Origin of the sequence: Paenalicyclobacillus ferrooxydans (assembly GCF_001399675.1) — a bacterium.
Taxonomy (GTDB): Bacteria; Bacillota; Bacilli; order Alicyclobacillales; family Alicyclobacillaceae; genus Alicyclobacillus_B; species Alicyclobacillus_B ferrooxydans.
Map to the genome: position 1 here is coordinate 1 of NZ_LJCO01000103.1, position 23,872 is coordinate 23,872.

General features: G+C 52.1%; 23 protein-coding genes and 1 riboswitch. Of the genes, 21 read left to right on the forward strand and 2 right to left on the reverse strand.

Translation table 11 applies throughout. The annotated features are described in order from the left end of the window. Positions 1-143 precede the first annotated feature (143 nt). Complete coding sequence (locus AN477_RS22165) at positions 144-1,181, forward strand: RluA family pseudouridine synthase (protein ID WP_054971367.1); 1,038 nt, start codon at positions 144-146, stop codon at positions 1,179-1,181. 118 nt (positions 1,182-1,299) lie between these two features. Here the strand turns inward: AN477_RS22165 and AN477_RS22170 are convergent, their stop codons facing one another. After that, positions 1,300-1,695 (reverse strand): acyl-CoA thioesterase, encoded by a 396-nt coding sequence (locus AN477_RS22170; RefSeq protein ID WP_054971438.1) that lies wholly within the window; start codon positions 1,693-1,695, stop codon positions 1,300-1,302. 273 nt (positions 1,696-1,968) lie between these two features. Between AN477_RS22170 and AN477_RS22175 the strand changes: the two genes are divergently transcribed. The 11 genes from AN477_RS22175 (at position 1,969) to AN477_RS22220 (ending at position 11,279) form a co-directional block, all read left to right on the forward strand. After that, complete coding sequence (locus tag AN477_RS22175; protein ID WP_157062124.1) at positions 1,969-2,139, forward strand: hypothetical protein; 171 nt, start codon at positions 1,969-1,971, stop codon at positions 2,137-2,139. A gap of 147 nt (positions 2,140-2,286) precedes the next feature. Then, positions 2,287-3,333 (forward strand): M23 family metallopeptidase, encoded by a 1,047-nt coding sequence (locus tag AN477_RS22180; RefSeq protein ID WP_245631933.1) that lies wholly within the window; start codon positions 2,287-2,289, stop codon positions 3,331-3,333. A 214-nt stretch (positions 3,334-3,547) separates the two neighbouring features. Further along, complete coding sequence (locus AN477_RS22185) at positions 3,548-4,846, forward strand: O-antigen ligase family protein (protein ID WP_054971369.1); 1,299 nt, start codon at positions 3,548-3,550, stop codon at positions 4,844-4,846. After that, positions 4,843-6,480, forward strand: coding sequence for a hypothetical protein (locus AN477_RS22190; RefSeq protein ID WP_054971370.1), 1,638 nt, complete (start codon positions 4,843-4,845; stop codon positions 6,478-6,480). Before AN477_RS22185 ends, AN477_RS22190 begins: the two co-directional genes overlap by 4 nt. Next, the gene (locus tag AN477_RS22195; RefSeq protein ID WP_054971371.1) at positions 6,480-7,271 is read left to right on the forward strand and encodes a hypothetical protein; all 792 of its coding nucleotides are present in this window, start codon (positions 6,480-6,482) and stop codon (positions 7,269-7,271) included. Before AN477_RS22190 ends, AN477_RS22195 begins: the two co-directional genes overlap by 1 nt. An 87-nt stretch (positions 7,272-7,358) precedes the next feature. After that, positions 7,359-7,486, forward strand: a riboswitch (cyclic di-AMP (ydaO/yuaA leader). Between the two features lie 105 nt (positions 7,487-7,591). Further along, complete coding sequence (locus AN477_RS24860) at positions 7,592-7,750, forward strand: hypothetical protein (protein ID WP_157062125.1); 159 nt, start codon at positions 7,592-7,594, stop codon at positions 7,748-7,750. A gap of 148 nt (positions 7,751-7,898) precedes the next feature. Then, the gene (locus AN477_RS22200) at positions 7,899-8,609 is read left to right on the forward strand and encodes an HlyD family secretion protein (protein WP_054971372.1); all 711 of its coding nucleotides are present in this window, start codon (positions 7,899-7,901) and stop codon (positions 8,607-8,609) included. A 125-nt stretch (positions 8,610-8,734) separates the two neighbouring features. Then, positions 8,735-9,079, forward strand: coding sequence for a 50S ribosomal protein L19 (gene rplS / locus AN477_RS22205; RefSeq protein ID WP_054971373.1), 345 nt, complete (start codon positions 8,735-8,737; stop codon positions 9,077-9,079). A 114-nt stretch (positions 9,080-9,193) separates the two neighbouring features. Further along, positions 9,194-10,087 carry a ribosome biogenesis GTPase YlqF gene (gene ylqF, locus AN477_RS22210; RefSeq protein ID WP_054971374.1) on the forward strand — a complete coding sequence of 298 codons (894 nt, stop codon included), beginning with the start codon at positions 9,194-9,196 and terminating at the stop codon, positions 10,085-10,087. A 141-nt stretch (positions 10,088-10,228) separates the two neighbouring features. Beyond that, positions 10,229-10,903, forward strand: coding sequence for a ribonuclease HII (locus AN477_RS22215; RefSeq protein WP_245631934.1), 675 nt, complete (start codon positions 10,229-10,231; stop codon positions 10,901-10,903). Next, a complete protein-coding gene (locus AN477_RS22220) occupies positions 10,896-11,279 on the forward strand; it encodes a YraN family protein (protein ID WP_054971375.1) in 384 nt (127 codons plus the stop codon). The genes AN477_RS22215 and AN477_RS22220 overlap by 8 nt, the downstream gene beginning before the upstream one ends. Here the strand turns inward: AN477_RS22220 and AN477_RS22225 are convergent. Beyond that, the gene (locus tag AN477_RS22225; protein WP_054971376.1) at positions 11,270-12,793 is read right to left on the reverse strand and encodes a YifB family Mg chelatase-like AAA ATPase; all 1,524 of its coding nucleotides are present in this window, start codon (positions 12,791-12,793) and stop codon (positions 11,270-11,272) included. The two genes, AN477_RS22220 and AN477_RS22225, sit on opposite strands and share 10 nt — an antisense overlap. A 157-nt stretch (positions 12,794-12,950) precedes the next feature. On the opposite strand from AN477_RS22225, the gene AN477_RS22230 reads away from it, so the two are divergent. The 9 genes from AN477_RS22230 to hslU all read left to right on the forward strand — a co-directional run bounded on the left by AN477_RS22230 (position 12,951) and on the right by hslU (position 23,770). Further along, positions 12,951-13,328, forward strand: coding sequence for a hypothetical protein (locus AN477_RS22230; protein ID WP_054971377.1), 378 nt, complete (start codon positions 12,951-12,953; stop codon positions 13,326-13,328). Between the two features lie 252 nt (positions 13,329-13,580). Further along, a complete protein-coding gene (sucC, locus tag AN477_RS22235) occupies positions 13,581-14,735 on the forward strand; it encodes an ADP-forming succinate--CoA ligase subunit beta (RefSeq protein ID WP_054971378.1) in 1,155 nt (384 codons plus the stop codon). A gap of 14 nt (positions 14,736-14,749) precedes the next feature. After that, on the forward strand, positions 14,750-15,652 hold the full coding sequence (sucD, locus tag AN477_RS22240; RefSeq protein WP_054971379.1) for a succinate--CoA ligase subunit alpha: 903 nt from the start codon (positions 14,750-14,752) through the stop codon (positions 15,650-15,652). Between the two features lie 176 nt (positions 15,653-15,828). Continuing rightward, positions 15,829-17,013 (forward strand): DNA-processing protein DprA, encoded by a 1,185-nt coding sequence (gene dprA, locus AN477_RS22245; protein WP_169787942.1) that lies wholly within the window; start codon positions 15,829-15,831, stop codon positions 17,011-17,013. A gap of 187 nt (positions 17,014-17,200) precedes the next feature. After that, positions 17,201-19,477: a type I DNA topoisomerase gene (gene topA / locus AN477_RS22250; RefSeq protein WP_083486578.1), complete on the forward strand. Its 2,277-nt coding sequence runs from the start codon at positions 17,201-17,203 to the stop codon at positions 19,475-19,477. Between the two features lie 64 nt (positions 19,478-19,541). After that, the gene (gene trmFO, locus AN477_RS22255) at positions 19,542-20,849 is read left to right on the forward strand and encodes a methylenetetrahydrofolate--tRNA-(uracil(54)-C(5))-methyltransferase (FADH(2)-oxidizing) TrmFO (protein WP_054971380.1); all 1,308 of its coding nucleotides are present in this window, start codon (positions 19,542-19,544) and stop codon (positions 20,847-20,849) included. Beyond that, positions 20,849-21,742 (forward strand): tyrosine recombinase XerC, encoded by an 894-nt coding sequence (xerC, locus tag AN477_RS22260; RefSeq protein WP_054971381.1) that lies wholly within the window; start codon positions 20,849-20,851, stop codon positions 21,740-21,742. Before trmFO ends, xerC begins: the two co-directional genes overlap by 1 nt. A gap of 29 nt (positions 21,743-21,771) precedes the next feature. Next, on the forward strand, positions 21,772-22,305 hold the full coding sequence (gene hslV / locus AN477_RS22265; RefSeq protein WP_054971442.1) for an ATP-dependent protease subunit HslV: 534 nt from the start codon (positions 21,772-21,774) through the stop codon (positions 22,303-22,305). Between the two features lie 76 nt (positions 22,306-22,381). Beyond that, on the forward strand, positions 22,382-23,770 hold the full coding sequence (gene hslU, locus AN477_RS22270; protein ID WP_054971382.1) for an ATP-dependent protease ATPase subunit HslU: 1,389 nt from the start codon (positions 22,382-22,384) through the stop codon (positions 23,768-23,770). Positions 23,771-23,872: the final 102 nt, after the last annotated feature.

The following is a 23,872-nucleotide window of genomic DNA, read 5'->3' on the forward strand; positions in this document are numbered from 1 at the left end:
CCAACCCCAGGGTCCAACCGACTTGTTTGCGGACATGCCCTTCAACGTGTAGCATAGAGCGCGGGCGATAAAGAAGCTCCGCAGTCTGTCAGCTTTTCTTGCAAGTACAGTTCAATGAACTTTGAGAAGGAGATAAAGTACACATGGTGTCACATACAGTCGGTCCTATGGAGGCAGGCAAGAAAGTTCATCGATTGGTTCGTCAACTTCTGCCTGGGGTACCCCTATCTGGTATACATAAAATGCTTCGCGTAGGGAGAGTCAGGCTGAATGGGAAAAAGGCCAAGCCAGATACCCTGGTTGCGGAGGGCGATGTTTTAGAACTCCGGATGGCTGAAGAGGATTTTGCTGTTGTCAGCAAGCCAACGCGCAAATATGGCGGCGTTCCTCGGGAAATTGACGTCATCTATGAGGATGAGACCGTCCTGGCAGTCAACAAACCAATGGGGCTGCTGACTCATGGAACCGCAGAAGAGCAGCGTGACACCCTTGCTAACCGTGTCCTCGCGTATCTTTTCGATAAAGGGGAACTGGGCAATTCAGGATTCGCTCCTGCCCCTGCAAATCGATTGGATCGGAATACGAGCGGGATCATCCTGTTCGGTAAGACGGGTGACATGGCAAGGGAGTTGGCCAACGGCTTTAAGGACCACACCATTCGTAAATGGTACTTGGCCGTCGTGAAAGGGCATGTGAAGAGCGGTGGCAAGATTGATGTGGGGTTGTCGAGGGATCCCCAACAGAACTTGACGCGAGTCGATAAGGAATCCGGCAAGGCTTCTTTTACTGTGTACGATCCGTTGGCATCTGCAAATGGCACCTCGATTGTCCGACTTGAACTGATCAGCGGGCGAACACACCAGATACGGGTTCATATGCAGCACATTGGACATCCGTTAGTGAGTGATCGCAAATACCAAGGCGGAAAAGTCATTCGCCGGCCGGCTGGCAGTATGTCTGAAAATGCGGGTCGCGGGATGGGGAAACAACAGCCAAGTTCACGTTACGGATCGAATTCAGACGCCGAGGAGCCTAAGTATTTGCTCCATGCAGCTTGGCTGAGGTTACCGATGGGAGATGTGCTACACGCTCCTCTGCCAGTGCCGTACCGACAGCAACTGTTGGCTCTCGGCTATCCAGAGGATGTCATATCCAAGCTGGAAAGTGAGGTTCCTGAATAAATCTGATACATTTTGGACGCATGCACTGGTCTGACGGTTTGACAAATCTGTCCAGGGATTCTGCTGCGCCAAACCAGCTCGCAAAGCGAAACTGAAGAAAAGCGAAACTGAAGAAAGGTTAGACCAAGCTGCGGATCTGGTCTGGCACGCGGATCTTTTCGTGACTGCTGGCACTCACGGTCACAATGACGACGGTCGCTTCCAACACCACGACATCGTGCTGATTGTTGATGGTCTGCTTCATCGTCATGCTTGTATTGCGCACTGAATCAAGCCAGGTGATAATCCGCAACCGATCGTTTTGAATGGCTTCTGCTTTATAATCCGCACTGATGTGAGCTACTACGGTGACAATATCCATGTCTTTTAAAGTCTGATAATCAAGTCCTAATTGTTCATACCAATCTTCACGGCCCCATTCGAGGTACTCGAGATATTTTGCATTATTGACGTGACCATTGACGTCGATCTCTGTGGAGCGTACGAGGATTTCAATCTGTGTTTTTGTTGTCACGGCGCTTCGTTCCTTTCCCCATACCGGATGCCTGGTTGATCCCGATTTGCTGGAAGCGAATTTCAGCGTATCACACTTCAACCGCATGTGCCTATCTTGTGGACATAACAACATGTAATCGGATCCATTTTCAATGCCTCAGGTGACATGAGACGCGCTCAACCGTCATACCACTATTGATAAGGCGTTATCGTTCAGGGTTGCCGGCAACCCAAATTTGCGAAACGCTTTGGTGATGCCTTGCAGGAAAAACGTTACTGGATGTTTTACCATTTGGCTGATGACGTTAAGGCTTACTGGGAGGGACCATTTGCCACGTTTAAAGAGGCAAGGAGGGTAGCCGAAGAAGTCGACGGGGATTTGTTTCCGGTAGAGATCTGGATTCAGACCGGCTGTCAGTCGGTATGGAAGTACAGTCGTCAATCTGCAGTGCGCATCATCTAACGTTTTGCATACGGGACCCGTCGTTGGGTCAAGCAAAGAACCGACTGTCGACTTGCTCGACAGTCGGTTCTTACGTCCGCATAGGATACGCGAATCAGGGGGACTTTTAACAGGGAGTGTCGATGTTCTCCTGAGAGGTGTACGCATATGACAACCAACAGAAAGCAGAACATCCCAGCACGTATGCTTGGAGCCGCTTTAGTTCTGTCTCTTATGCCCACGAGTTCCGTGCCGTTTGCGGGAAGGGGTCACTTGCTTCAACATGCTTCGGCGGCTGCCGTCTCTCAACAACAGTCACTGCGTCCGATATACGAGCGTGCCGCTGAGGATCATGACCTGTCCTGGGCATTGCTGGCTGCAATCGACCGATACGCAGAACTGACGGAATCGAAGTCGAATCAAAAGACCCACCCTTGGTATGGCTTTTCCTTCGAACCGGCGGCTTGGGCTGGTTTGGATAATCCCGATCCCGATGACGTGAATCCGCTGACGATTCGCCTATTTCACGGTCTCGGAACGGACGCCAATGGTGATGGGCTTGCAGTTCAATGGGATCCCGCTGATCGCATTCCCGTACTTGCGGAGTGGATTGACAAACTTTCCGGTGAAGATGACGCAGAAACGGCAATCTGGGACCTGTTTCAAGACCCAATTGCGATGGACCGTGTATTCTCGTTTGAAAAGATATTTGCAAAATACGGATTAAATCCCAATGAGCACTGTTTCCCAGTTGCCAAACGATACAACTATAGTGTCAAGCACTCTTTTGGTGCTGGACGGTCATACGGTGGACGACGGACCCACGAAGGTGTAGACATCTTTGCTAACTATGGTACGCCTGTGTTAGCTTGCAGTTATGGCTATGTAGAGCTCATCGGCTGGAATCGATTCGGAGGCTGGAGAATTGGCATCCGAGATGCAAACAACGTGTATTACTACTACGCTCATCTGTCCAGTTTTGCGAAAGGAATGCGCCAAGGTCAACTCGTGGAACCGGGAGAGGTTATCGGTTATGTGGGGAGCAGCGGATATGGACCACCTGGGACAAGCGGTAAGTTCCCACCGCACCTGCATTTCGGAATATATCGAGACACCGGAGCTCACGAATGGGCGTACAGTCCGTCAAGCCAACTCGCCCAATGGGAGAGACTCCCTCAGAAGATAAAGTACCCGAAACGCCAGGCGGAGTCGTAGGCTTTCTGTGGCAGAAGATCCGTATGCCAAGCCGGATTGGAGGGAGATCTCGCCCTAGGAGATCTCCCGGGGAGATCCGTGATTGGATGCGCTTTTTCGCGCAGAATGCTGTGGTATAATGGGAAACGCTTGGGTTTTGGCCAGGATCCCATGCCGCACGAGGCTTGGTCTTCGACACCGTGCGATTTTGTGTCTCTTTGAGGTGAGTTGGACTGTGATTGGACAAGCTGTTTCAGGGTGGGTAAGGACAAATTCAAACAGTCATCCTAGCCTTGAAGATTCTCGACTGAGCCGTTGGTCGTTATATGCGCTGACTGCCTTTCCGCTTGTAGACTTCGCTTTACGTATGCAACACATACACCCACTCGGGGTCATCTGGGACAAAGTCGTGATGCTTGTCCTCGTGGTCCTTGCAGTCATGCGTTGGGCGGATGGGTACCGTCAACAACCGTTTCACTGGCAACGTTACGCAGGTTGGTTTATTGTTTACGCCTTGGCTCTGATGTTTTCCGGACTGAGTCACCCCCTCACATCGCTGCAGGGATTTCGAATTGACGTGTATTACATACTGTATGCTTTTTTGATCCCGTTTGTAGTAGGACCAAAAGACGTACCAAAACTGTTGCATGCCGTCGCACTGGTGATGATTTTGGTTGCTGTGCACGGTGTGTTTCAGTATGTCATTAAGGTCCCAAACCCTCACAGTTGGCAAGATCTAGGCGAGTCTCTTCGAACCCGCGTGTTCAGTGTGATGCAAAGTCCAAACGAACTTGGGTCTTATATGGCTCTTGCGACACCGTTTTTGTTCGGCCTGTTTTTATATGAAACGGATCGTTGGCGTAAGGCCATCTACCTGTTTGGCATTGTTTTTGCCGTAATGACGTTGTTCCTCACCTTTACACGTGGGGCGTGGTTTGCGCTCGCCATCGCTGTTTTAATCATGGCCACTCTATTCGAACGGCGTCTGCTCATTGTTCTTGTGGTGCTTGGTATCGCTGCATTCTTTTTGCCGGCCATTCATCATCGCATTGCAGACCTCTTTTCACCGGTTTATTGGATCAAATCCTCACAGTCTGGGCGGGTTTACCGCTGGATTATGGCCTACGACAAGATGAGTAACAATCCATTGTTCGGAGTTGGCCTTGGGAAGTTCGGCGGTGCGGTGGCTTCCCAGTACAGTGGAGGTCTGTATTCTGACAACTATTATGCGAAAACGCTCGGAGAAACAGGATTGATTGGGCTTACGCTGTTTCTCATTATGCACTTGGCACTATTCGCTGAGATTTTCCGCAAGACCGTTCGAAAAGCAAAGGGGCGAGTGAGATTTTTGGTGATTGGTGCAGCTACGGGGTTGCTTGCTGTTCTAATACATAACGCCATGGAAAACGTCTTTGAATTTGCCCCCATGGCAATAACCTACTTCTTAATAGCCACACTGCTATTGGTTTGGGGTCGAGGTTTGCCAGAGTCCTTCAGTGGGGCAGAAGCAGAGTCAGGGGGTGCTGTTTCATGAGATGGAAACGTGGGTTGACGTGGCTTGGCTATCTGCTGTGGGCTCTATTTGTAAATGCATGTGATGTTTGGATTGTGCGCCCGTTGCTGCTCGATTACGCAGCCATTGGTATGGTTGGTTTGGTTGTACTTGTGTTGTTATGGCTGTTCAGTATCCCAAAGGCTTATCGCCGGCGGTGGCTTGGTTTTACGCTGTTCAGTCTGCTCCTTGGAAATGGAGTCAGTAACATCCTGTACAATCCATCGCTAGGATCGATTGTGCTTCTTGTGGTTATGGTTATTGGACTAACGTTCATCGCTTGGCTGATGGCACGCGTTCGGATTACCCGACTCCTGACAGGTGCGCTTGCGCTTATCATTGCAAACCTGTGGTTACCAATGACTCTATGGCCCTTCCTGACGCATTTTGAGGTCGCCTACCACGCCAATCTGAACTTGGTGCCTGGAGATTTCCCAACTGTCCCGCTCGAAGTCGTCAACACGCCATCAGGGCAGGAAGTAGTCTCGCTCACCAACGTTCAGGAGTCGTCGAAGAACCTGAACAAAGCAGCGTTGGCTGCAGACAACTCGCCAAATGCGCTTGAAAATCTATTACGGAACTACAATCATCGTTACGCGCTCGTCAGTCTGACACAAGCCGGCAAAGGGTTTCACTTGAAGGATGTAACACCTCAAAGTGCCCGCTCGGTCGATCCGCTGTCCTTGGTAACCACGTTTTTCCCAACAATCCGGGCGTACTGGGCGGTTGAAGGCAACAAGGTGATTCAGTACATGGCGCCGGCAGCGTCTCCCCGTGTGATGTCAGAAGCGGGTGTCACCCCTGGGAATTTGGTCTCCAACCTGATTACGATGGGTCAACAGACAGCAGCTGCAGAAACATCCAACTGGCAACAGATGCTGCAACCCTACGGTGGTATGGCCGAGCAACAGGGATTAACCGTTCAAAATGGCTACCTGAGAGGAACATGGAACGGTCAGAATGTCGATATCGCTGTGACAGGAAACCGGGTCGTCGGGGTGGGCTCATTCACCGGATCCGGTCAGCATGAGGTTCTGATTGAAGGTCCGAATTTCCTTTCGGTCGTATCGCTTGATACGGACAAGGTCGTCTCGACATATCAAGGTAATGTGTGGCATCCGCTGTCCAATGATGTTGTCACGGGGCCGCTTACTGCGTCCAAGCGCGATGTGATCTTCGTTAACAGCTCCCCGGCGGAGATTCTTGAGCCTGCCGCAACTGGGAATTGGAAGGTTCTTTATACGGCCCCCAATCCATCTTTGCGATTTGAAGCATCTGTGAGGGATACCGCGTCAGGGAGTCCGGAAATTATTACGGATGACCCGAGCTTGATTCGGAATTCTCCAACGCGCTACTTTACCAGTTACACCTATCGGGATGGACAGTTGGTTCGAAACTGGCGTGTCTACGAAACGAACGTGGTAAACGTAAACCCGGTACAGTTTGAGAAGAATGGAACCCAGTACATTGTTGCCGCCATTTATGGCACTGGCCACGTGCTTGTGCTGAAACGTCAATTCCTGCCGATATTGCCTGCAACTTCAGCGATTCTCGGCATCATCATCGTCCTCGGCTATGTACGGCGCTTCACATGGAAAGGAGAGGAGGCTCGATGATGGGAAGGCAAATGCGTTTTGTCGTGCCGGTTTTCACCGTGTCCGCAGCATTACTGCTGACAGCTTGCGGGCCTGCAGTCCAACCGATGAACACGGCAGGTGCAACCGGTCCTGTGTTTGTCAACCCGCAAAAAACGGGTACACTCGTGTCTCCCGCGGGATGGTTGACGCTTCAAGCGAGTGCACAAGCTGGAGCACAAGCTCAGTACTACAAGGAACAAATGTCGTCCACAATGGTTCAAGGCTCTCTCCATAGCGGCTTTTCCCTCTATGGAAGCCTGAATCCCCCTGACAGGGTGTCGCTTGCCCTGCAAGAGGGCAATACCAGCACATATTATTATCAACAGGGCCAGGTTGCGTATTACGAGGACAACGGTCGCTGGACTTCCACGACGCCGATTGCCAACGTGAACGTGTTCCCGTCGTATGAAAAGATCATCAGTCAGGCAAGTGCAGAGAACATCCCTCTATACCAGCAAAAACGAACGTACGTGTTTGATGAGTACTGCAATGTCTACACATCTGTGCTTCCGGCCGCGATGTTCACGTCTCTTCCGGCCTTCGGCGGTGCAGGGTCTAGCCGGCCCACAGGACAAGTCGCGGTGACATGGTATGTCGGCCAAACGGATCACATCCTGCGGCGCGTCGATACACAGTCTGTTGGTGGTGTTCCAGATATTGGTTCCATGCAGGTCAGTACATCCACACTGGTGTATGACATCAATTCACCAATAGCGAAGGTTTCCATTCCAACTGCTTTGGTCAAACAGTTAGAGAACTCTACAAAATGACGTATTTGCAGACAGGCAGAGATTGTCTGGGAAAATAGACCAAGTGTCTGTTTGCACCGGGGCTGCGGTTGGAATATAATCAGATTACGTAAACTATCGCTGAGTTCCAATGGAAGCGGAGGACCCAAGTAATTGGGGTGAATCGCCGTTAGAGGCGTAGGGGTGCCTACATCCGAACCCGTCAGCTAACTCCGTAAGCGCGTAGGTATGTGCGGAAAGGTACAACCGAATTGAACTGTTTGGTGCCCTTTCTGCCAACGTCACGAAAGTGAGCATCTGTTGGAACCCGGCGAAATACTCTACGTCGGGGGTGTCGGTCAATGACGAAGGAACCTGAATTGCCGAACTTTGTGAGAGACCTGGAGATTCTTCAGTCGCTGGATCGTCTTGAAACTCCCCTAGAGGAGTACGCAGCAGAGAGTGCAGAAGTAGAACCAGTGAACGACATCGAAACAGGCATGGAAGGTATCACATCGTAGGAACACAGCCCCCTCCTTGGGGGCTGGATTTTTGTTTATAACACAAAATTGTGGAGAACATATCCGGTGGGGCTGTAGACAAAGTAATCTATACATATTAAAATATCTCTCGGCTAAAATATTTTGCTGAACGAACGGGGGACCATGGATGAACATCCGCCGCATTGTGCTGTTGAACGTCATTGGGCTGATTGTGCTCTTGGGTGTCGTTTATGGTGGCTGGAACTGGTACTACCAAAGTGCCAACTACGTCTCCACAGACAACGCCTTTGTTGAAGGTACGGAGTACCCCATCAACGTACAAATCCCTGGGACGCTGACAGCGTGGAACGTACAAAACGGAGCAACTGTGACAGCGGGTGAGGTGCTTGGCCAGCAAGATACGAGTACAGAGGCAGCTCAGCTTGGAACTGCGGCAAAATCCTCGTCTGTCATGACTGCTGTTAAGAATTCAGCACAGATCACAAGCCCGATTGACGGAACCATTCTGAATCCGACTGCTTCTGTCGGACAAATGGAAGCACCTGGGACGCCGATTGCCTATGTGGTGAATCTCAATCAACTGTACATTCTCGCGAACATCAAAGAGACAGATCTGCGCCACGTGGCGGTGGGAGACACTGTCGACATATCCATCGACGCTTTCCCGAACCAAAGTTTCAAAGGTACCGTGCAATCCATTGGCTTGGCCACGAATTCCATGTTTTCGCTGATCCCGCCGAGCGACGAAACGACCGGCACCTACACCAAGGTGACTCAAACAGTACCAGTTCAGATTTCGCTGCAAGGATACAGCGGTGTGAATCTGGCGCCGGGAATGAGTGCCACAGTGCATATTCATCGTCAAACAGGGTCTTGATTCTGCGCTGTCCACGAATTTGCTTGCGCATTTATGAAAGCCTGTGATAATATAAGTCGGTATGATTACGGTGGTCCTCTGTCGATGGATTCGGCACGAACACCCGTGGGAAGGAGGCCGTATCTATGAACCAACTCGTTCGCGCTGTGACACAAGAACAGCTGCGTCAAGATCTACCAACATTTCGTCCTGGTGATACGGTTCGCGTTCACGTGAAAGTTCGTGAAGGTCAACGTGAACGCATTCAGGTTTTCGAAGGCGTTGTAATTCGCCGTCGAGGCACTGGCATCAGTGAAACCTACACTGTTCGTAAGATTTCTTATGGTGTAGGTGTTGAACGTACTTTTCCGGTTCATTCGCCTAAGGTCGACAAGATTGAGCGGATGCGCAGAGGTAAAGTTCGCCGCGCAAAGCTGTACTACCTGCGTGGTCTATCTGGCAAGGCAGCACGTATCAAAGAGATTCGTTAGGAAACGACGAAACGCGGACGCAGGAATTGTTCCTGCGTCCGATTTTCATATTGACCGCATTTTTGTTTCAGTAAGGAGAATAAGGAGAACTTCACGCGAAGGAGAACTTCACTCGTGCAACCCATTCATTGGTTTCCTGGACACATGGCAAAGGCACGTCGAGAGATGTCAACAGCTTTACGGGCGGTAGATGTGGTACTTGAGATTGTTGACGCTAGACTACCGCTTGCCAGTTCGAATCCTATGCTCGAAGAACTGATAGCCAACAAGTCGAAAGTCATGGTATTGAGCAGAGACGACCTGGCTGATCCCGTGATGACGGCGCAGTGGCTCGACTACTTTCGGAACCGTAAGCAAAGTGTGGTTGTTGTGAACGCACGGACCGGCAATGGAATTCGTGACATCGTACCTGCACTGGAGAGGGCCGCTGCTGAAAAACGAGCACGCGAAGCAGGGAGGGGATTAAAGCCAGGCTCGATTCGCACGATGGTTGTTGGTATTCCGAATGTGGGGAAATCATCCGTGATTAATCGTCTCGCAGGCCGTGCAGCAACCAAAATTGGAGATCGCCCGGGAATCACGAAGAACCAGCAGTGGATTCGACTTGGCGGTGTCGATCTGCTGGATACGCCTGGAGTCTTGTGGCCCAAGATTGAAGATGAACGCACAGGCTTTATCTTGGCGGTGACGGGGGCCATTAAGCCGGAGATTCTCGATATGCAGGCGCTTGCAGCGTATCTGTTGTCTTGGTTATCCCGCCATTACAAAGACTCTGTGAAGGAGCGCTACGGGGTAGATGTCGATCCGTTTGACTGGGATGGGATTGAGAACGCATGGGCGCATGCTGAGCGGATTCTCGAAGCCATCTGTAGTCAAAGGGGCTTGCGGCGAAGCGGAGGCGTTTTTGACCTGGAACGCGGGGCGGAACTCATTATCCGTGAAACGCAGACGGGTAAACTCGGCCGCTTGAGCTTTGAGGCGCCCCCAGAGGAACACCTGTCGCGATAATGCCAGTACCTCAAGAGAGTACTTACAGGTTTTCAATCGTTGTTTCCTCTCTCCGAAGGCAGTGGTCAAAGTTTACATTGGCAAGTACACTGGTGTGAGGATAAGCCGGTTTCTTGAACGGAAAGGGAGAGGGGAACTTTCGTGCCACTTGTAGATACAACCGCATGTGCTGTAAGCCTGTGGGATTTTGAGCAGCAGATGGTGCATCCATGCAAAGGGGAATACGCGGGCGTGGACGAAGCCGGGCGAGGGGCGCTTGCCGGCCCTGTGGTGGCTGCGGCAGTCATCATTGGAGGACGTCCCGAGGACTGGGCGGGTGTAACAGACTCGAAGGCACTGTCGAAGAAACAACGAGAGTCGCTGTACAGCCGTATTCGTGAACATGCTCTGGCCGTAGGTGTCGGAATGGCAGATCCATTAGAAATTGATGATCTGAACATCCTTCATGCTTCACGGTTAGCGATGGCCAGAGCGTTGTATCAGCTGGAGGTCATCCCTGACGTAGCACTGATTGACGGGCCTTATCCACCGTTGTTTCCAGCCGAGACGTTACCAAGTATTCCGGTCATCGACGGTGATGCGAAGTGTCTGTCGATTGCTGCCGCATCGATTATCGCCAAGGTTGAGCGAGACCGTATTATGGCAAAATTACATATCGAGTATCCCGAATACAGATTTGACCAAAATGCAGGGTATCCTACGGCATCTCACCTCGCGGCACTGTCCGAAATCGGACCTTCAGCGATTCATCGCCAGTCGTACAAACCTGTGCAACGAGCAAGCCAAGCAAGGCTGGATTTATTTGGCCATGAATGACAGGCAGCTCCTCGGACGGGCGGGCGAGGAGTTTGTCGAAAGGTATCTCGGTTCATGCCTCGGTTGGAACATCGTCAGCCGAAATTGGCGTTGTGCAGCCGGGGAACTGGATCTTGTGGCGATAGAGCATGAATGCCTCGTGATTGTTGAGGTTCGTACGAGACGCGGCATAGAGACAGGCAGAGCCGTCGAGGCGGTGGACAGGAAGAAACTTCGCCAGTTATACCGCGTGATTCCGTTTTTCCTCGCTGCGTTTCAATCGCTCTCACAGCTCCCCCTGAGACTCGACGTGGTTGCCCTACATATTGAACATTGGACGGTACAAGAACTAACGCACGTTCGGAATGCACTCATCCTCGACTTACTCTACTCTTGACCCGCTGCTTCCCAAGGTCGCTGCACCCTAAGGGCCAAGGCTTCAGCGAGATGGCTGGATGTAACTGAATCGCGGCCATCGAGTACGCTGATGGTGCGCGCAACACGCACGACCGCGTCCGCCGCGCGTTTGGACAACCGAAGCTTCTGCTCACTCGTTTCGAGCAGGTTGGTTGCTTTCGGTTCCATGTCTGACAGAGGTGAGGAGAGACGAGTTAGCCGCGCGAGCAAGGCTGCTCGGCCTTCCGTCACGATACGGCGCATGTCTGCGGACGATTGATGGTTGGAGCCTTTGACACGAGAGGGGCTGTTCGAAGACTCGGCCGTCGGTTGCATCGTAATGACGAGCTCCATACGGTCAAAAAAGGGACCAGAGACACGGGACCAATAGCGCCGAACCTCGGAAGGCAGGCAAGTGCAGGTGCCAGAACCCAGTTGACCGCAAAGGCAAGGGTTGAGGGTGCCTAACAGGATGAACGCGGCAGGGAACAGACTCGTATGGTTACCCCTTGTGATTCGAATTTGCCTGGTTGTGAGAGGCTCACGTAAGCTGTCGAGGGTCTGGCGCTGAAACTCCAACAGTTCATCAAGGATGAGAACCCCGCGATGAGCCAGTGTGGCTTCGCCTGGCATTGGAGGCGATCCGCCGCCAATTAATCCTGCGACCGTCAGCGAATGATGGGGTGCACGAAGCGGCGGGTAAGCGGTCAGTTCGGTCATGTCCCCACAAGCTTGATGTAACGCGTACACCTCGAGAGCCTCCGCGTTTGAAAGTGGGGGAAGAATGGTGGAGAAGCGTTCGGCAAGCATCGTTTTGCCGCACCCGGGCGGGCCAATCAAGAGCGTGTGATGTCGACCGCAGGCTGCAATCATCAAGCCGCGTTTGGCTGCTTCAAGTCCATGCACGTCTTTCATGTCTCCAACAGGACTGCTTGCGCCGCTGATGGCAGCGTCAAGTGAGGGATCCAAAGTCCAACTAGGCTGAATTGGGCAATCGGTCGCAGGTTTTGTCCGGAGCCAGGTGACCACCTCGGAAAGGTTGTTGAGTCCGATCCAGGTAAAATTCGGAATCGGCAGGCAAGCACCCCATTGTTCTTGTGAGATAAAAAACTGTGTAAAGCCACTACCGTGCAACGACAAAGCCAAGTTCATGATGCCGGGAACTGGTACGAGCCGCCCCGACAATCCTAGTTCTGCTGAAAAACCGCAGTGGTTTAGGCGTTCACCAGACAGGGCGCCAACAGCGTTCAGAATGGCCATTGTGATGGCTAAATCGAGACCGGCTCCACGCTTACGCAAACTTGCAGGTGACAAATTCACGGTGATCCGACTGTTTGGAAACGGAAGACCAGAGTTTTTCATTGCGGCTCTGATACGCAGGCGGGACTCACTGACAGCGGAATCCGGGAGCCCGACAATCGAAAACTGCGGTAATCCCTGACTGACATCTGCCTCTACACGGACAACCGTAGCGGAGATCCCTTCCAAGACCACCCCGAACGCAACACCAATCATCTTGTCACCTTCTTTTGCAAGTTCAAAACAACGCGGCATACATTCTTATATACCAGAGGTGTGTCAGTCTTTCGATAAGGTGCGGAATACAGATATAACCGATTGCAGACAAGTGGCAAACAAGCTACCATGTGGATAAAGGAGGCGTGGGGCGGATATGGGGAGTCAGCAGAGTCGAAAAGGACAGAATCGGCAACCGCGGTCGGAGGGCCGGGCCCGGGTAGTCAATATGCGTGCTTGGAAGGCGCGAAAGAAGATTCGAACGATGCGGGGAAGGTCCAGTTGGGCACGGTATGTCCTGCTCCAGCTGTCATATCTTCTAGTCATTTTCGCAGTTGGCAGTGCAATACTGAGTTGTATCCCCTCTAGTGTTCAATTTGAAAGCATCATCTGGGCATGGTTTTTCAGCTCAGTTGGCGCGGCTGCCGCACTGATTTTACAGGTCCTCCTAGAGCGAAAATGGTCAACCCGTTTTCTGTTTATCTACCTTGCGTGTATGGCCGTCAGCTTGGTGGCGGGACTCGTCTGGGCATAAACAGTGGCGTCTCCTCGTCTGGGCATAAACAGTAATGCATGGAAGTCTTCATCTGTTCTGCTATATAAAAGTGTGTTCTGCTATATAAAAGTGCGTTAATATTCCTGCAATTCCTCGAATGCTTGTAAATGCACCCGTGGTGGTCTATCTTAAGAAAGGGATAAGAAACCAGATCGCCTTCGTATTGATATGAAGACGACCGATGTGGTGTTTTTGTGTTTGCTATCACCCGGAGAAGGAGGAATTGACAGCATGAACATCCATGAATATCAGGCGAAGGCTGTACTCGCCAAGTATGGAGTTGCTGTGCCGTCCGGAAAAGTGGCTTTTACAGTCGAGGAAGCTGTAAACGTTGCGAAGGAGTTGGGCGGAAGCGGCGTGGTCAAGGCTCAAATTCACGCAGGGGGACGCGGTAAAGCCGGAGGCGTGAAAGTCTCCAAAACCCTCGCTGACGTGGAGGCGAACGCCAAGGAGATTCTTGGTAAAACGCTCGTCACGCATCAGACGGGACCACAAGGCAAAGTCGTCAAGCGGTTGCTTGTTGAGCAGTTGACAGACATCCAAAAGGAGTACTACATAGGTCTTGTTCTCGATCGGGCTCAGAACAGGGTTGTCATGATGGCGTCAGCTGAAGGCGGCATGGAGATCGAAGAAGTCGCTGCCAAAACACCAGAAAAGATCTTCCGTGAGACGATTGATCCAGCTGTCGGGTTATTGCCGTTCCAGTCCAGAAAGCTCGCTTTTTCGATTGGTATTCCTTCTAAGTTGGTCAATAAAGCGGTCAAGTTCATGACCGGTCTATATACCTGCTTCGTGGACAAGGATTGCTCTGTCGCAGAGATTAATCCGCTCGTCGTCACGGGTGACGGAGACGTGATGGCACTTGATGCGAAGCTGAACTTTGATGACAACGCACTCTACCGTCATCCGGACATTGAAGAACTCCGTGACTTTGATGAGGAAGACCCAAAAGAAACGGAAGCGAAAAAGTTTGAATTGAACTATGTAGCGCTTGACGGCAATATTGGCTGCATGGTCAATGGCGCAGGTCTGGCGATGGCGACGATGGACACCATCAAGTACTACGGCGGTGAGCCGGCGAACTTCTTGGATGTCGGCGGCGGCGCAACCGAGGAACGTGTAACGGAAGCCTTCAAAATCATTCTTTCAGATGAAAAAGTGAAGGGCATCCTCGTCAATATCTTCGGCGGTATTATGAAGTGCGATGTGATTGCAAACGCAGTCGTTGCCGCTTCCAAACAAATCAGTTTAGACAAACCGCTTGTCGTTCGACTCGAGGGAACAAACGTGGACCTTGGCAAAGACATTCTTAACAAATCTGGCCTGAACATTGTGGCGGCTGACTCGCTTGCAGACGCAGCACAACGCATTGTTGGGCTCGTTTGAGGAGGGGTTCGCAGATGAGTATCCTGATTAACAAAGACACGAAGGTCATCACACAGGGTATCACCGGATCGCAGGGGTTATTTCATACAAAGCAAGCGATTGAATACGGAACCAACATGGTTGGCGGAACAACGCCGGGCAAAGGCGGCACCACAGTTGAAGGATTGCCTGTATTTAACACGGTTGCAGAGGCCGTGAAGGAAACGGGTGCAAATGCGTCGGTCATCTACGTACCACCTGCGTTTGCAGCGGATGCCATCATGGAAGCTGTCGACGCTGAGCTTGACCTCGCCATCTGTATCACAGAAGGCATTCCGATTCTTGACATGGTCAAGGTCCGTCGTTATATGGAAGGAAAGAAGACCCGTCTAATTGGACCAAACTGTCCAGGGGTTATCACTCCTGGTGAGTGCAAAATCGGTATTATGCCGGGCTACATTCATACCCCAGGCCGCGTTGGCGTTGTGTCTCGCAGTGGAACGCTGACCTATGAGGCAGTTTACCAGCTGACTGTGCGCGATATCGGACAGTCAACTGCAGTCGGTATTGGCGGCGACCCCGTCAACGGCACCAACTTTATTGACGTGCTGAAGATGTTCAACGAAGACCCGGACACCGAAGCAGTCATCATGATTGGTGAGATCGGTGGTACAGCAGAGGAACAGGCTGCAGAGTGGATCCGCGATAACATGACAAAGCCTGTTGTCGGCTTCGTCGCAGGCGCAACAGCCCCTCCGGGACGCCGCATGGGTCACGCTGGTGCGATTGTGTCCGGTGGTAGCGGGACCGCAGAATCAAAGATCAAGACCATGACCGAGTGTGGAATCCGCGTTGCTCCCACCCCGTCCGATATGGGTTCGACCATGGAAGCACTGCTTGCCGATCGCGGACTGCTTGAGAAGTGCAAAGTCCGTTGATGTAAAGGATTGTTCGCTTGACGATGCCGGAAGCACCTTGATTGTGCGAAATGGCATGCACAGAATTACAACTTGGGTCTGACACTCCTCTCGAGGATGTCAGGCCTTTTTTGCGTACAGGTTACGAAGGTGCATGTGGCAACGAGGGTTGTTGTTTCAGGGATGTCATACTGTTCGTGTCTGAATCCTTCGAAGCTTTATTGCAGGTTTGGAGACTTGACGACACACTGAATGTGTTCAAGTCTCTCACGAAGGAGCCGAACGTGGATATGGTATCGGAAAGAGACTACACCATCGCTCTCGCGAGTTGTCCGGGACTGGAACCGGCAACCCTCCGCAAATTGATTGCAGGCTGTGGCAGTGCAAGGAACGTTTGGGATGGCGGGCAAGAGGATTGGCTCGCCGCCGCCCGCATCTCACCCGGCACAGTCAGACGATTGACGGCTTGGATAGATTCAACACGAGATGCATCGGGTGTGGAAACGAGGTTACTTGAGCGAAGGATTGGCTGTGTCGTCAAGGGAGATAAAAATTATCCGAGTCGGCTTTACGACCTTGAGAACGCTCCTGCTGTCATCTTTGTGCGCGGGCACAGTAGGGATATAGGGATGCTGTTTCAGCGTGACGATATTGTAAGTGTGGTAGGCACACGGCGCGCCTCGGCGTATGCTGTCGAAGCAACGCGATGGATTGTCGGTACACTTGCCAGGTCACGGTGGCATGTCGTATCTGGTCTCGCACTTGGAATTGACATTTGCGCACATCAAAGCGCTCTTGAGGTACAAGGTGTGACATCTGCAGTATTGGCTTGCGGCGTGGATCTCTGTTATCCTGTGAACCACAAACGTACTTACGACGCGATACTCGAGCATGGATGTATCATTAGCGAATACCCACCGGGGACGCCAGTCGCTAAACATCGATTTCCGGAGCGGAATCGGTTGATTGCAGCGCTCAGTCCTACACTGATTGTTGTTCAGGCCGGCGAAAAGAGCGGGGCGCTCTTAACTGCAGGCATGGCGCTCGACTTAGGTCGTGATGTATATGCGGTACCCGGTCCGATAACCAGCGTGCACTTTCGCGGCTCGAACCGTCTGTTGGCAGACGGTGCCGGAGTGCTTCTGAACCCAGAGGAGTTTCTTCTGGAGCAAGGGCAAACTCTCGTCGCAGCAGGATTTGAGCAAACTCCGCCGGAACGGTGGCGGAGACTCTATGAGATGCTGCAAGAGCCCCTTGGAGCAAGCGCTCTCAGTGAGAAACTTCTTGTGCCGGTGAGCCATGTTTACGCAGGTCTTTTGGAATTGGAACTTGACGGATTCGTTCAACGCAAGCCCGGTGGTGTATATCAGCGGAACCGGTAGTATTTGCATCCAAATTCTGACCGGTGTTAAGATGGGGTCAATATGCCGCTGATGCGTTTTCGCAATTCTGTTTATCAACGTCGAGACTCGGGGTATCATCTCGCCTTTGGATGCTGAATCATGGGTGGTTTAGGCACTCAACTCGTTCGAAACGGGCAGCAAGGGATCCCGTCAAGGAGGATATACATTGGCAGACTATTTGGTCATCGTGGAGTCTCCGGCAAAGGCCAAGACAATCGGGAAGTATCTCGGGAAGCGTTATGCCGTGAAGGCCTCCATGGGTCACGTTCGTGACCTGCCCAAAAGCAAGTTGGGTGTGGACGTCGAACACGACTTTGAGCCGCAGTACATTACCATACGTGGTAAAGGTGATGTCATCAAAGACCTCCGGGAAGCAGGCAAAAAGGCCAAAAAAGTGTTTCTGGCCGCTGACCCTGACCGTGAAGGTGAGGCCATTGCCTGGCATCTTGCGACACTTTTAAATGTAGACACGAGCGAACCCTGCCGCGTTGTCTTTCATGAGATTACAAAAAACGCGGTTCAAGAGGCATTTCACAAACCGCGAACGATGGATATGAATCTGATCCAAGCACAACAAACCAGGCGTATTCTCGATCGTCTGGTCGGCTACCGACTAAGTCCCTTGTTGTGGCGTAAGGTAAAAAAGGGGCTGTCTGCCGGACGCGTGCAGTCTGTGGCCGTACGGATGGTGGTTGAGCGGGAACGCGAAATCCGTGCTTTTCAACCAGAAGAGTACTGGACGGTAGATGCAGCGTTCAATACGGAGGATGGCAAATTCAAGGCACGATTCACAGGCTATCACGGTGAAAAGACGGCGCTCCCGAACCGTGAAGGTGTAGACGAGCTGTTGACACATGTAGACGGCAGGCCGTTTAACGTGAAGCATGTCAAGAAAAGCGAGCGTCGACGAAATCCGAGTCCGCCGTTCATTACAAGCAGCCTCCAACAGGAAGCAGCTCGTAAACTGGGGTTTCGAGCCTATCGAACGATGGCCGTCGCACAGCAACTCTATGAAGGGCTGGAGTTGCCGAAAGAAGGCAGCGTTGGTCTCATCACGTACATGCGTACAGATTCGGTGCGTGTTTCGGAAGTCGCACAAGACGAAGCTCGAGGGTTCATCGTCGACCATTTTGGATCGTCGTACGCGCCGTCCACCCCGCGCCAGTATCAAACGCGCAATAAGAATGCGCAGGATGCTCATGAGTGCATTCGGCCCACGTCTGTTCTTCGCGACCCTGAGTCGGTCAAAGAACATCTATCCAAAGATCAGTATCGACTTTACAAGCTGATCTGGGACCGCTTCGTGGCGAGTCAGATGAGTTCTGCCATCCTAGATACGACCACGGTTGATATTACAGCGAATGATGCTTGGTTTCGGGCCACGGGTTCGATTCTGAAATTCGCCGGTTTCATGAAGTTGTACATTGAAGGGCAAGACGATGGGACGACGGAAGATGATGACGCACGACTTCTGCCTCCGCTTGAAGAAGGGCAACACTTGCCGAGTCCGGCTTTAGTCCCCGAACAACATTTTACACAGCCACCGCCGAGGTATTCCGAATCTTCTTTGGTAAAAGAGATGGAGGAACGGGGTATCGGCAGACCGAGTACGTATGCACCCACGATTGAGACGATTCTCAAACGAGGATATGTGGTTCTCGACCAAAAGCGGTTCATACCCACAGAACTCGGAGAAATTGTCGTTGATCTCCTGGTGCAAAATTTCCATCAATTGATTGATACCGACTTTACAGCTCACCTTGAAGATGAGCTCGATTCTGTGGAAGACGGCCGTTCCGATTGGGTTGGTATCTTGAATGACTTTTACCGTCAACTCGAAACGGACCTTGAAGAGGCTGAGAAGAACCTCGAACATGTGAAGCTGGAAGATGAGGTTTCCGATGTCGAGTGTGAGAAATGCGGCAGGATGATGGTTTACAAGCACGGTCGCTATGGCAAGTTTCTCGCCTGCCCCGGGTTTCCTGAATGCCGCAATACAAAACCGATTGTGAAGGACGTTGGGGTTGTTTGCCCGGATTGTGGCAAACCGCTCGTTGAACGCAAAGGGAAGCGTCGGACCTTCTATGGCTGCAGCGGATATCCGGAGTGCGAGTACGTCCTGTGGAACCGACCGACCGGCACGCTGTGCCCGGAATGCGGACACCCGATGGTTGAGAAACGCAGCCGCGGTAAAGTTGAAGTCGTCTGCAGCAACGAGACCGCGCATCCAGGCCAATCCGGGTCGTCAGGGCGCACAGGGAAGGCAACTGGAGCCTCAAAGACAAAGGCAGCCGGAGCATCGAAGACAAAGGCAGCGGGAACGGTGAAGTCGGGTGTGAAGAAACAGACGGCAACTTATCGGCGTGGTAAAGACAAACGGAAATCAAGCCCCGACTCCAAACGCACACGAGCGGAAGCGCCAGCACGGAAGTCCGGAAGTTGATGATAGAACATCCGTTATCCACGGTTTCGACCGTGGATGACGTATTTTGGTCAGGAGGTGGAGTTTGGTGCGAGTCACAGTGATTGGTGCCGGCCTAGCCGGTGCAGAAGCAGCATGGCAAGTCGCTCGTCAGGGCGTCGAAGTCGATCTCTATGAGATGAGGCCCACTCGGCAAACACCGGCGCACCATACAACACAATTCGCGGAACTCGTCTGTACAAATTCACTAAGGGCGAACGCGGTGACAAATGCGGTAGGGCTGTTAAAAGAAGAAATGAGACGCATGGATTCACTGATTCTGCGCAGTGCGGACCTTCATGCGGTTCCCGCTGGCGGCGCCTTGGCAGTCGACAGGGAACGCTTTTCACAGGCAGTCACTGAGGAGCTCACAAATCACCCGAATATACGCGTGATTCGAGACGAAGTCTCGGAAATTCCAGGTGAAGGGTTGACCATTGTTGCCACAGGTCCTCTGACGTCACCGGATTTGTCGCAGTCTATTCGCCGTTTTATCGGCCAGGAACATCTGTACTTTTTCGATGCTGCTGCGCCGATTGTAACCAAAGAGTCCGTCGACATGGATAAGGTCTACTTTGCCTCGCGTTATGACAAAGGTGAGGCTGCATACCTGAATTGCCCGATGACTGAGGACGAGTTTAATGCTTTTTACGATGCGCTCGTGAGTGCGGAAACGGCGCCATTGCACGAGTTTGAAGAGGAAAAGTATTTTGAAGGATGCATGCCGGTAGAAGTGATGGCGAAAAGAGGGCGCAAGACACTCTTGTTTGGACCCCTGAAACCGGTTGGCTTGACCGATCCGCGCACAGGGCAACGCCCCTATGCTGTCATCCAGCTTCGACAGGATAATGCTGCCGCAACCCTGTTTAATATCGTCGGATTCCAAACGCACCTGAAGTGGGGCGAACAGAAACGGGTATTTCAGATGATCCCGGGTCTTGAACAGGCGGAGTTTGTTCGCTACGGGGTGATGCATCGAAATACATATCTCAACAGCCCCACATCCCTGGAGTCGACGTACCAAGCCAAACGCCGGCCGGACCTGTTCTTTGCCGGGCAGATTACTGGGGTTGAAGGCTACGTCGAATCCGCGGCGGCCGGCCTGATTGCAGGTATTAATGCAGGCCGCATGGCGAGAGGGTTGGAGCCGGTTGAGGCTCCTGTGACGACAGCTATCGGGAGCCTCGCGCACTACATTACACACGCTGCACCAGACAATTTTCAACCTATGAATGCGACCTTCGGACTCTTGCCTCCCCTCGAGGTTAGAGTACGGGATAAGCGAGAGCGTGCACAAGCGATGGCGGACAGAGCTTTAACGCACCTGGCGGGCTTTATCCAGGACTTGTCGTGATGGATACTCCACATCCACTATCTGAGGCGGTTGCCGAGTATATATATCGTTTGCGGGTTGAAAAGGGAAGCTCGGAACACACGGCGATGGCGTACGAGACAGATTTAACGATGTTCGCTGAGTTCTTGGCGGGGCAGGGTGTTGTCCGGTGGGATGAGGTGAAGGCTGCCCAGATTCGTAAATACGTCGCAATGATGACGACAAACGGGCTCGCCAAGTCCACCATCGCCAGGCGTCTGTCCTGTTATCGGTCGTTTTACGAACACCTGATTCGCGAGGGTACAGCAACACAGAATGCAGCCCGTTTCATATCGCTGCCGAAGCAGCAAAAACGCGTTCCGTCGTTCTACTTTCAAGAGGAGATGAAGGGGCTTCTTGAGTCTGTCAACGGGACCGATGTTTTGAATCTGCGTGACCGCGCACTGCTCGAGTTCATTTACGCGACGGGTGTCCGCGTTTCCGAATGCGTATCCTTGAACATAAAGGACATAAACTTGGAAGAGGGCTTCGCACTCGTACTTGGCAAAGGGGCAAAGGAACGCTATGTCCTGATCGGTGACGCGGCCGTAGAAGCGATTAAGGCGTATCTGCACAAACGAAAGAATGCAGGCTCTGACGATCCGCTTTTTTTGAACCACAGAGGCGGAAGACTCACCGATCGCAGCGTTCGGCGTGTGTTACACCAACGGATCGAAGAATGTGCGAAGTTGCGTCAAGTGAGTCCGCATGCATTGCGGCACAGTTTTGCTACTCATTTGCTCGATGGTGGAGCGGACTTGCGCGTCGTCCAGGAGTTACTTGGTCACGCGAGTCTCTCATCCACGCAAATTTACACACATACATCCAGAGAACGCTTAGTGCAGGTTTATCAGGCATCTCATCCGAGGGCATAGACAGGGAATAAGGAGGTTCACCAATGAGCATGGAACTTCATGCCACCACAATCTTTGGTGTGCAAAAAGATGGGCACGGTGCGATTGCCGGAGACGGTCAGGTTACCCTTGGCAACAGCATGATTATGAAGCAAGGTGCAAAAAAGGTTCGCCGGCTGTACAAAGGTCAGGTAATTGCAGGATTCGCCGGCTCAGTGGCTGACGCGTTTACGTTGTTTGAGAAATTTGAAGGAAAGTTGGAAGAGTTTCATGGAAACCTGCCGCGCGCGGCTGTTGAGTTGGCTCGCGAATGGCGCTCAGACAAGGTGTTGCAAAAGCTTGAGGCGATGCTGCTCGTGATGAACAAAGAGCACCTGTTGATTGTCTCCGGCGGCGGAGAGGTCATTGAACCGGACGACGGAGTTTGTGCTATCGGATCCGGTGGCGCATATGCGCTTGCAGCTGGGCGCGCATTGTTACGCAATACGGACCTGCCAGCACCGAAGATTGCTGAACAAGCGCTGAAAATCGCCTCGGAAATCTGCGTTTTTACGAACGATCATATTATTGTGGAAGAGATCTGAGCAGGAGAAAACTTCAGCAGAGAGTCGCGGAAAATTTGCAAACGTGATTTGACGACTGATAAAGGGAGCGGTGTTGATGCAGAAAGAAGACCTCACGCCTAGACAAATCGTTACAGAACTGGATAAATATATTGTTGGTCAGGGGCCTGCTAAGAAATCTGTCGCGATTGCTCTGCGCAACCGCATGCGGCGCGCCAAATTAAGCCCGCAATTGCAGGAGGAAGTCACACCGAAAAATATCTTGATGATTGGTCCAACAGGCGTCGGTAAAACGGAGATTGCCAGACGTTTGGCAAAGTTGGTCGGTGCTCCTTTCATCAAGGTGGAAGCAACGAAATTTACAGAGGTCGGTTATGTGGGCCGGGACGTTGATTCGATGGTCAGAGACTTGGCTGAAACCGCTGTTCGCATGGTGAAATCCGAATACGCGGAACGAATGAAGGGTGAAGCTGAGGAACGTGCAGAAGAAAGAATTGTCGAAGCTCTGGTACCGGATCCGAGCAGCCGCAAATCGAACCGCAATCCTCTTGAGATGCTGTTTGGCGGGGCAGGTGGTGGTGCGAACTCTGAACCTGTGTCTGACAATGTGAGGTCAGAACGCAAGCGCGTGGCTCATCAACTCGCGATGGGGGAGCTCGAAGACCGGATTGTTGAGGTTGACGTTGAAGAGCAACAATCCTCACCGATGCTTGGCTTTATGCCAGGTATGGGTGCTGAAGGGATGGGAAATCTCCAAGAGGTCCTCGGCAACCTGATGCCAAAGCAAACCAAGCGTCGAAAGATGACTGTCCGAGAAGCGAGACGCGTGCTCACTCAGGAAGAGGCTCAAAAGTTGGTAGATATGGATGCCGTGACGACGGAAGCGGTTTATCGCGTGGAGAATCAAGGGATCATTTTTATCGACGAGATGGATAAGATTGCAGGACGCGAGCAAGGTGCACGAGATGTGTCTCGGGAAGGCGTACAGCGGGACATTCTCCCAATTGTCGAAGGATCGACCGTCGTGACGAAGTACGGCCCAGTCAAGACCGATCATATGCTCTTTATCGGCGCCGGAGCTTTCCATGTGGCGAAACCGTCTGATTTAATCCCTGAACTTCAGGGGCGATTCCCAATTCGGGTTGAACTTGAAAGTTTAACGACTGAAGACTTCGAGCGGATTTTGAAGGAACCAGAGCATGCGCTCCTAAAGCAGTACACCGCGCTGTTGGAGACGGAAGGAGTGCGGGTTCGTTTCACGGACGACGCGATTCACCGAATCGCAGAGATGGCGGAGGTTGTTAACCGTGAAACCGAAGATATCGGTGCGCGCAGACTCCATACCTTGGTGGAGAAGGTTTTGGAAGAGTTGTCTTTTGAAGCTCCGGAAGTCCGACTTGATGAAGTGGTAATTACGCCTGAATATGTCAACGCTCGGTTGGGGTCGATTGTGCAGAACAGGGACTTGAGCCAGTTTATTCTGTAACCTGTCAATGACTGGTCTGGTAAGTCTTCCGTGATTGCACTGACTGCGATGCACTGACTGCGATGCACTGAGGCGAATTTCCTTTTTCGGAAATTCGCCTTT

What these genes read in the sequence shown, in the direction of transcription:
- sucD (WP_054971379.1), top strand. Translation starts at nt 14,750, where the DNA reads ATGAGTATCCTGATTAACAAAGACACGAAGGTCATCACACAGGGTATC.
- AN477_RS24860 (WP_157062125.1), top strand. Translation starts at nt 7,592, where the DNA reads ATGACGAAGGAACCTGAATTGCCGAACTTTGTGAGAGACCTGGAGATT.
- AN477_RS22180 (WP_245631933.1), top strand. Translation starts at nt 2,287, where the DNA reads ATGACAACCAACAGAAAGCAGAACATCCCAGCACGTATGCTTGGAGCC.
- xerC (WP_054971381.1), top strand. Translation starts at nt 20,849, where the DNA reads ATGGATACTCCACATCCACTATCTGAGGCGGTTGCCGAGTATATATAT.
- hslU (WP_054971382.1), top strand. Translation starts at nt 22,382, where the DNA reads ATGCAGAAAGAAGACCTCACGCCTAGACAAATCGTTACAGAACTGGAT.
- AN477_RS22200 (WP_054971372.1), top strand. Translation starts at nt 7,899, where the DNA reads ATGAACATCCGCCGCATTGTGCTGTTGAACGTCATTGGGCTGATTGTG.
- hslV (WP_054971442.1), top strand. Translation starts at nt 21,772, where the DNA reads ATGGAACTTCATGCCACCACAATCTTTGGTGTGCAAAAAGATGGGCAC.
- rplS (WP_054971373.1), top strand. Translation starts at nt 8,735, where the DNA reads ATGAACCAACTCGTTCGCGCTGTGACACAAGAACAGCTGCGTCAAGAT.
- sucC (WP_054971378.1), top strand. Translation starts at nt 13,581, where the DNA reads ATGAACATCCATGAATATCAGGCGAAGGCTGTACTCGCCAAGTATGGA.
- AN477_RS22220 (WP_054971375.1), top strand. Translation starts at nt 10,896, where the DNA reads ATGAATGACAGGCAGCTCCTCGGACGGGCGGGCGAGGAGTTTGTCGAA.
- AN477_RS22230 (WP_054971377.1), top strand. Translation starts at nt 12,951, where the DNA reads ATGGGGAGTCAGCAGAGTCGAAAAGGACAGAATCGGCAACCGCGGTCG.
- AN477_RS22190 (WP_054971370.1), top strand. Translation starts at nt 4,843, where the DNA reads ATGAGATGGAAACGTGGGTTGACGTGGCTTGGCTATCTGCTGTGGGCT.
- AN477_RS22225 (WP_054971376.1), bottom strand. Translation starts at nt 12,793, where the DNA reads ATGATTGGTGTTGCGTTCGGGGTGGTCTTGGAAGGGATCTCCGCTACG.
- AN477_RS22195 (WP_054971371.1), top strand. Translation starts at nt 6,480, where the DNA reads ATGGGAAGGCAAATGCGTTTTGTCGTGCCGGTTTTCACCGTGTCCGCA.
- AN477_RS22165 (WP_054971367.1), top strand. Translation starts at nt 144, where the DNA reads ATGGTGTCACATACAGTCGGTCCTATGGAGGCAGGCAAGAAAGTTCAT.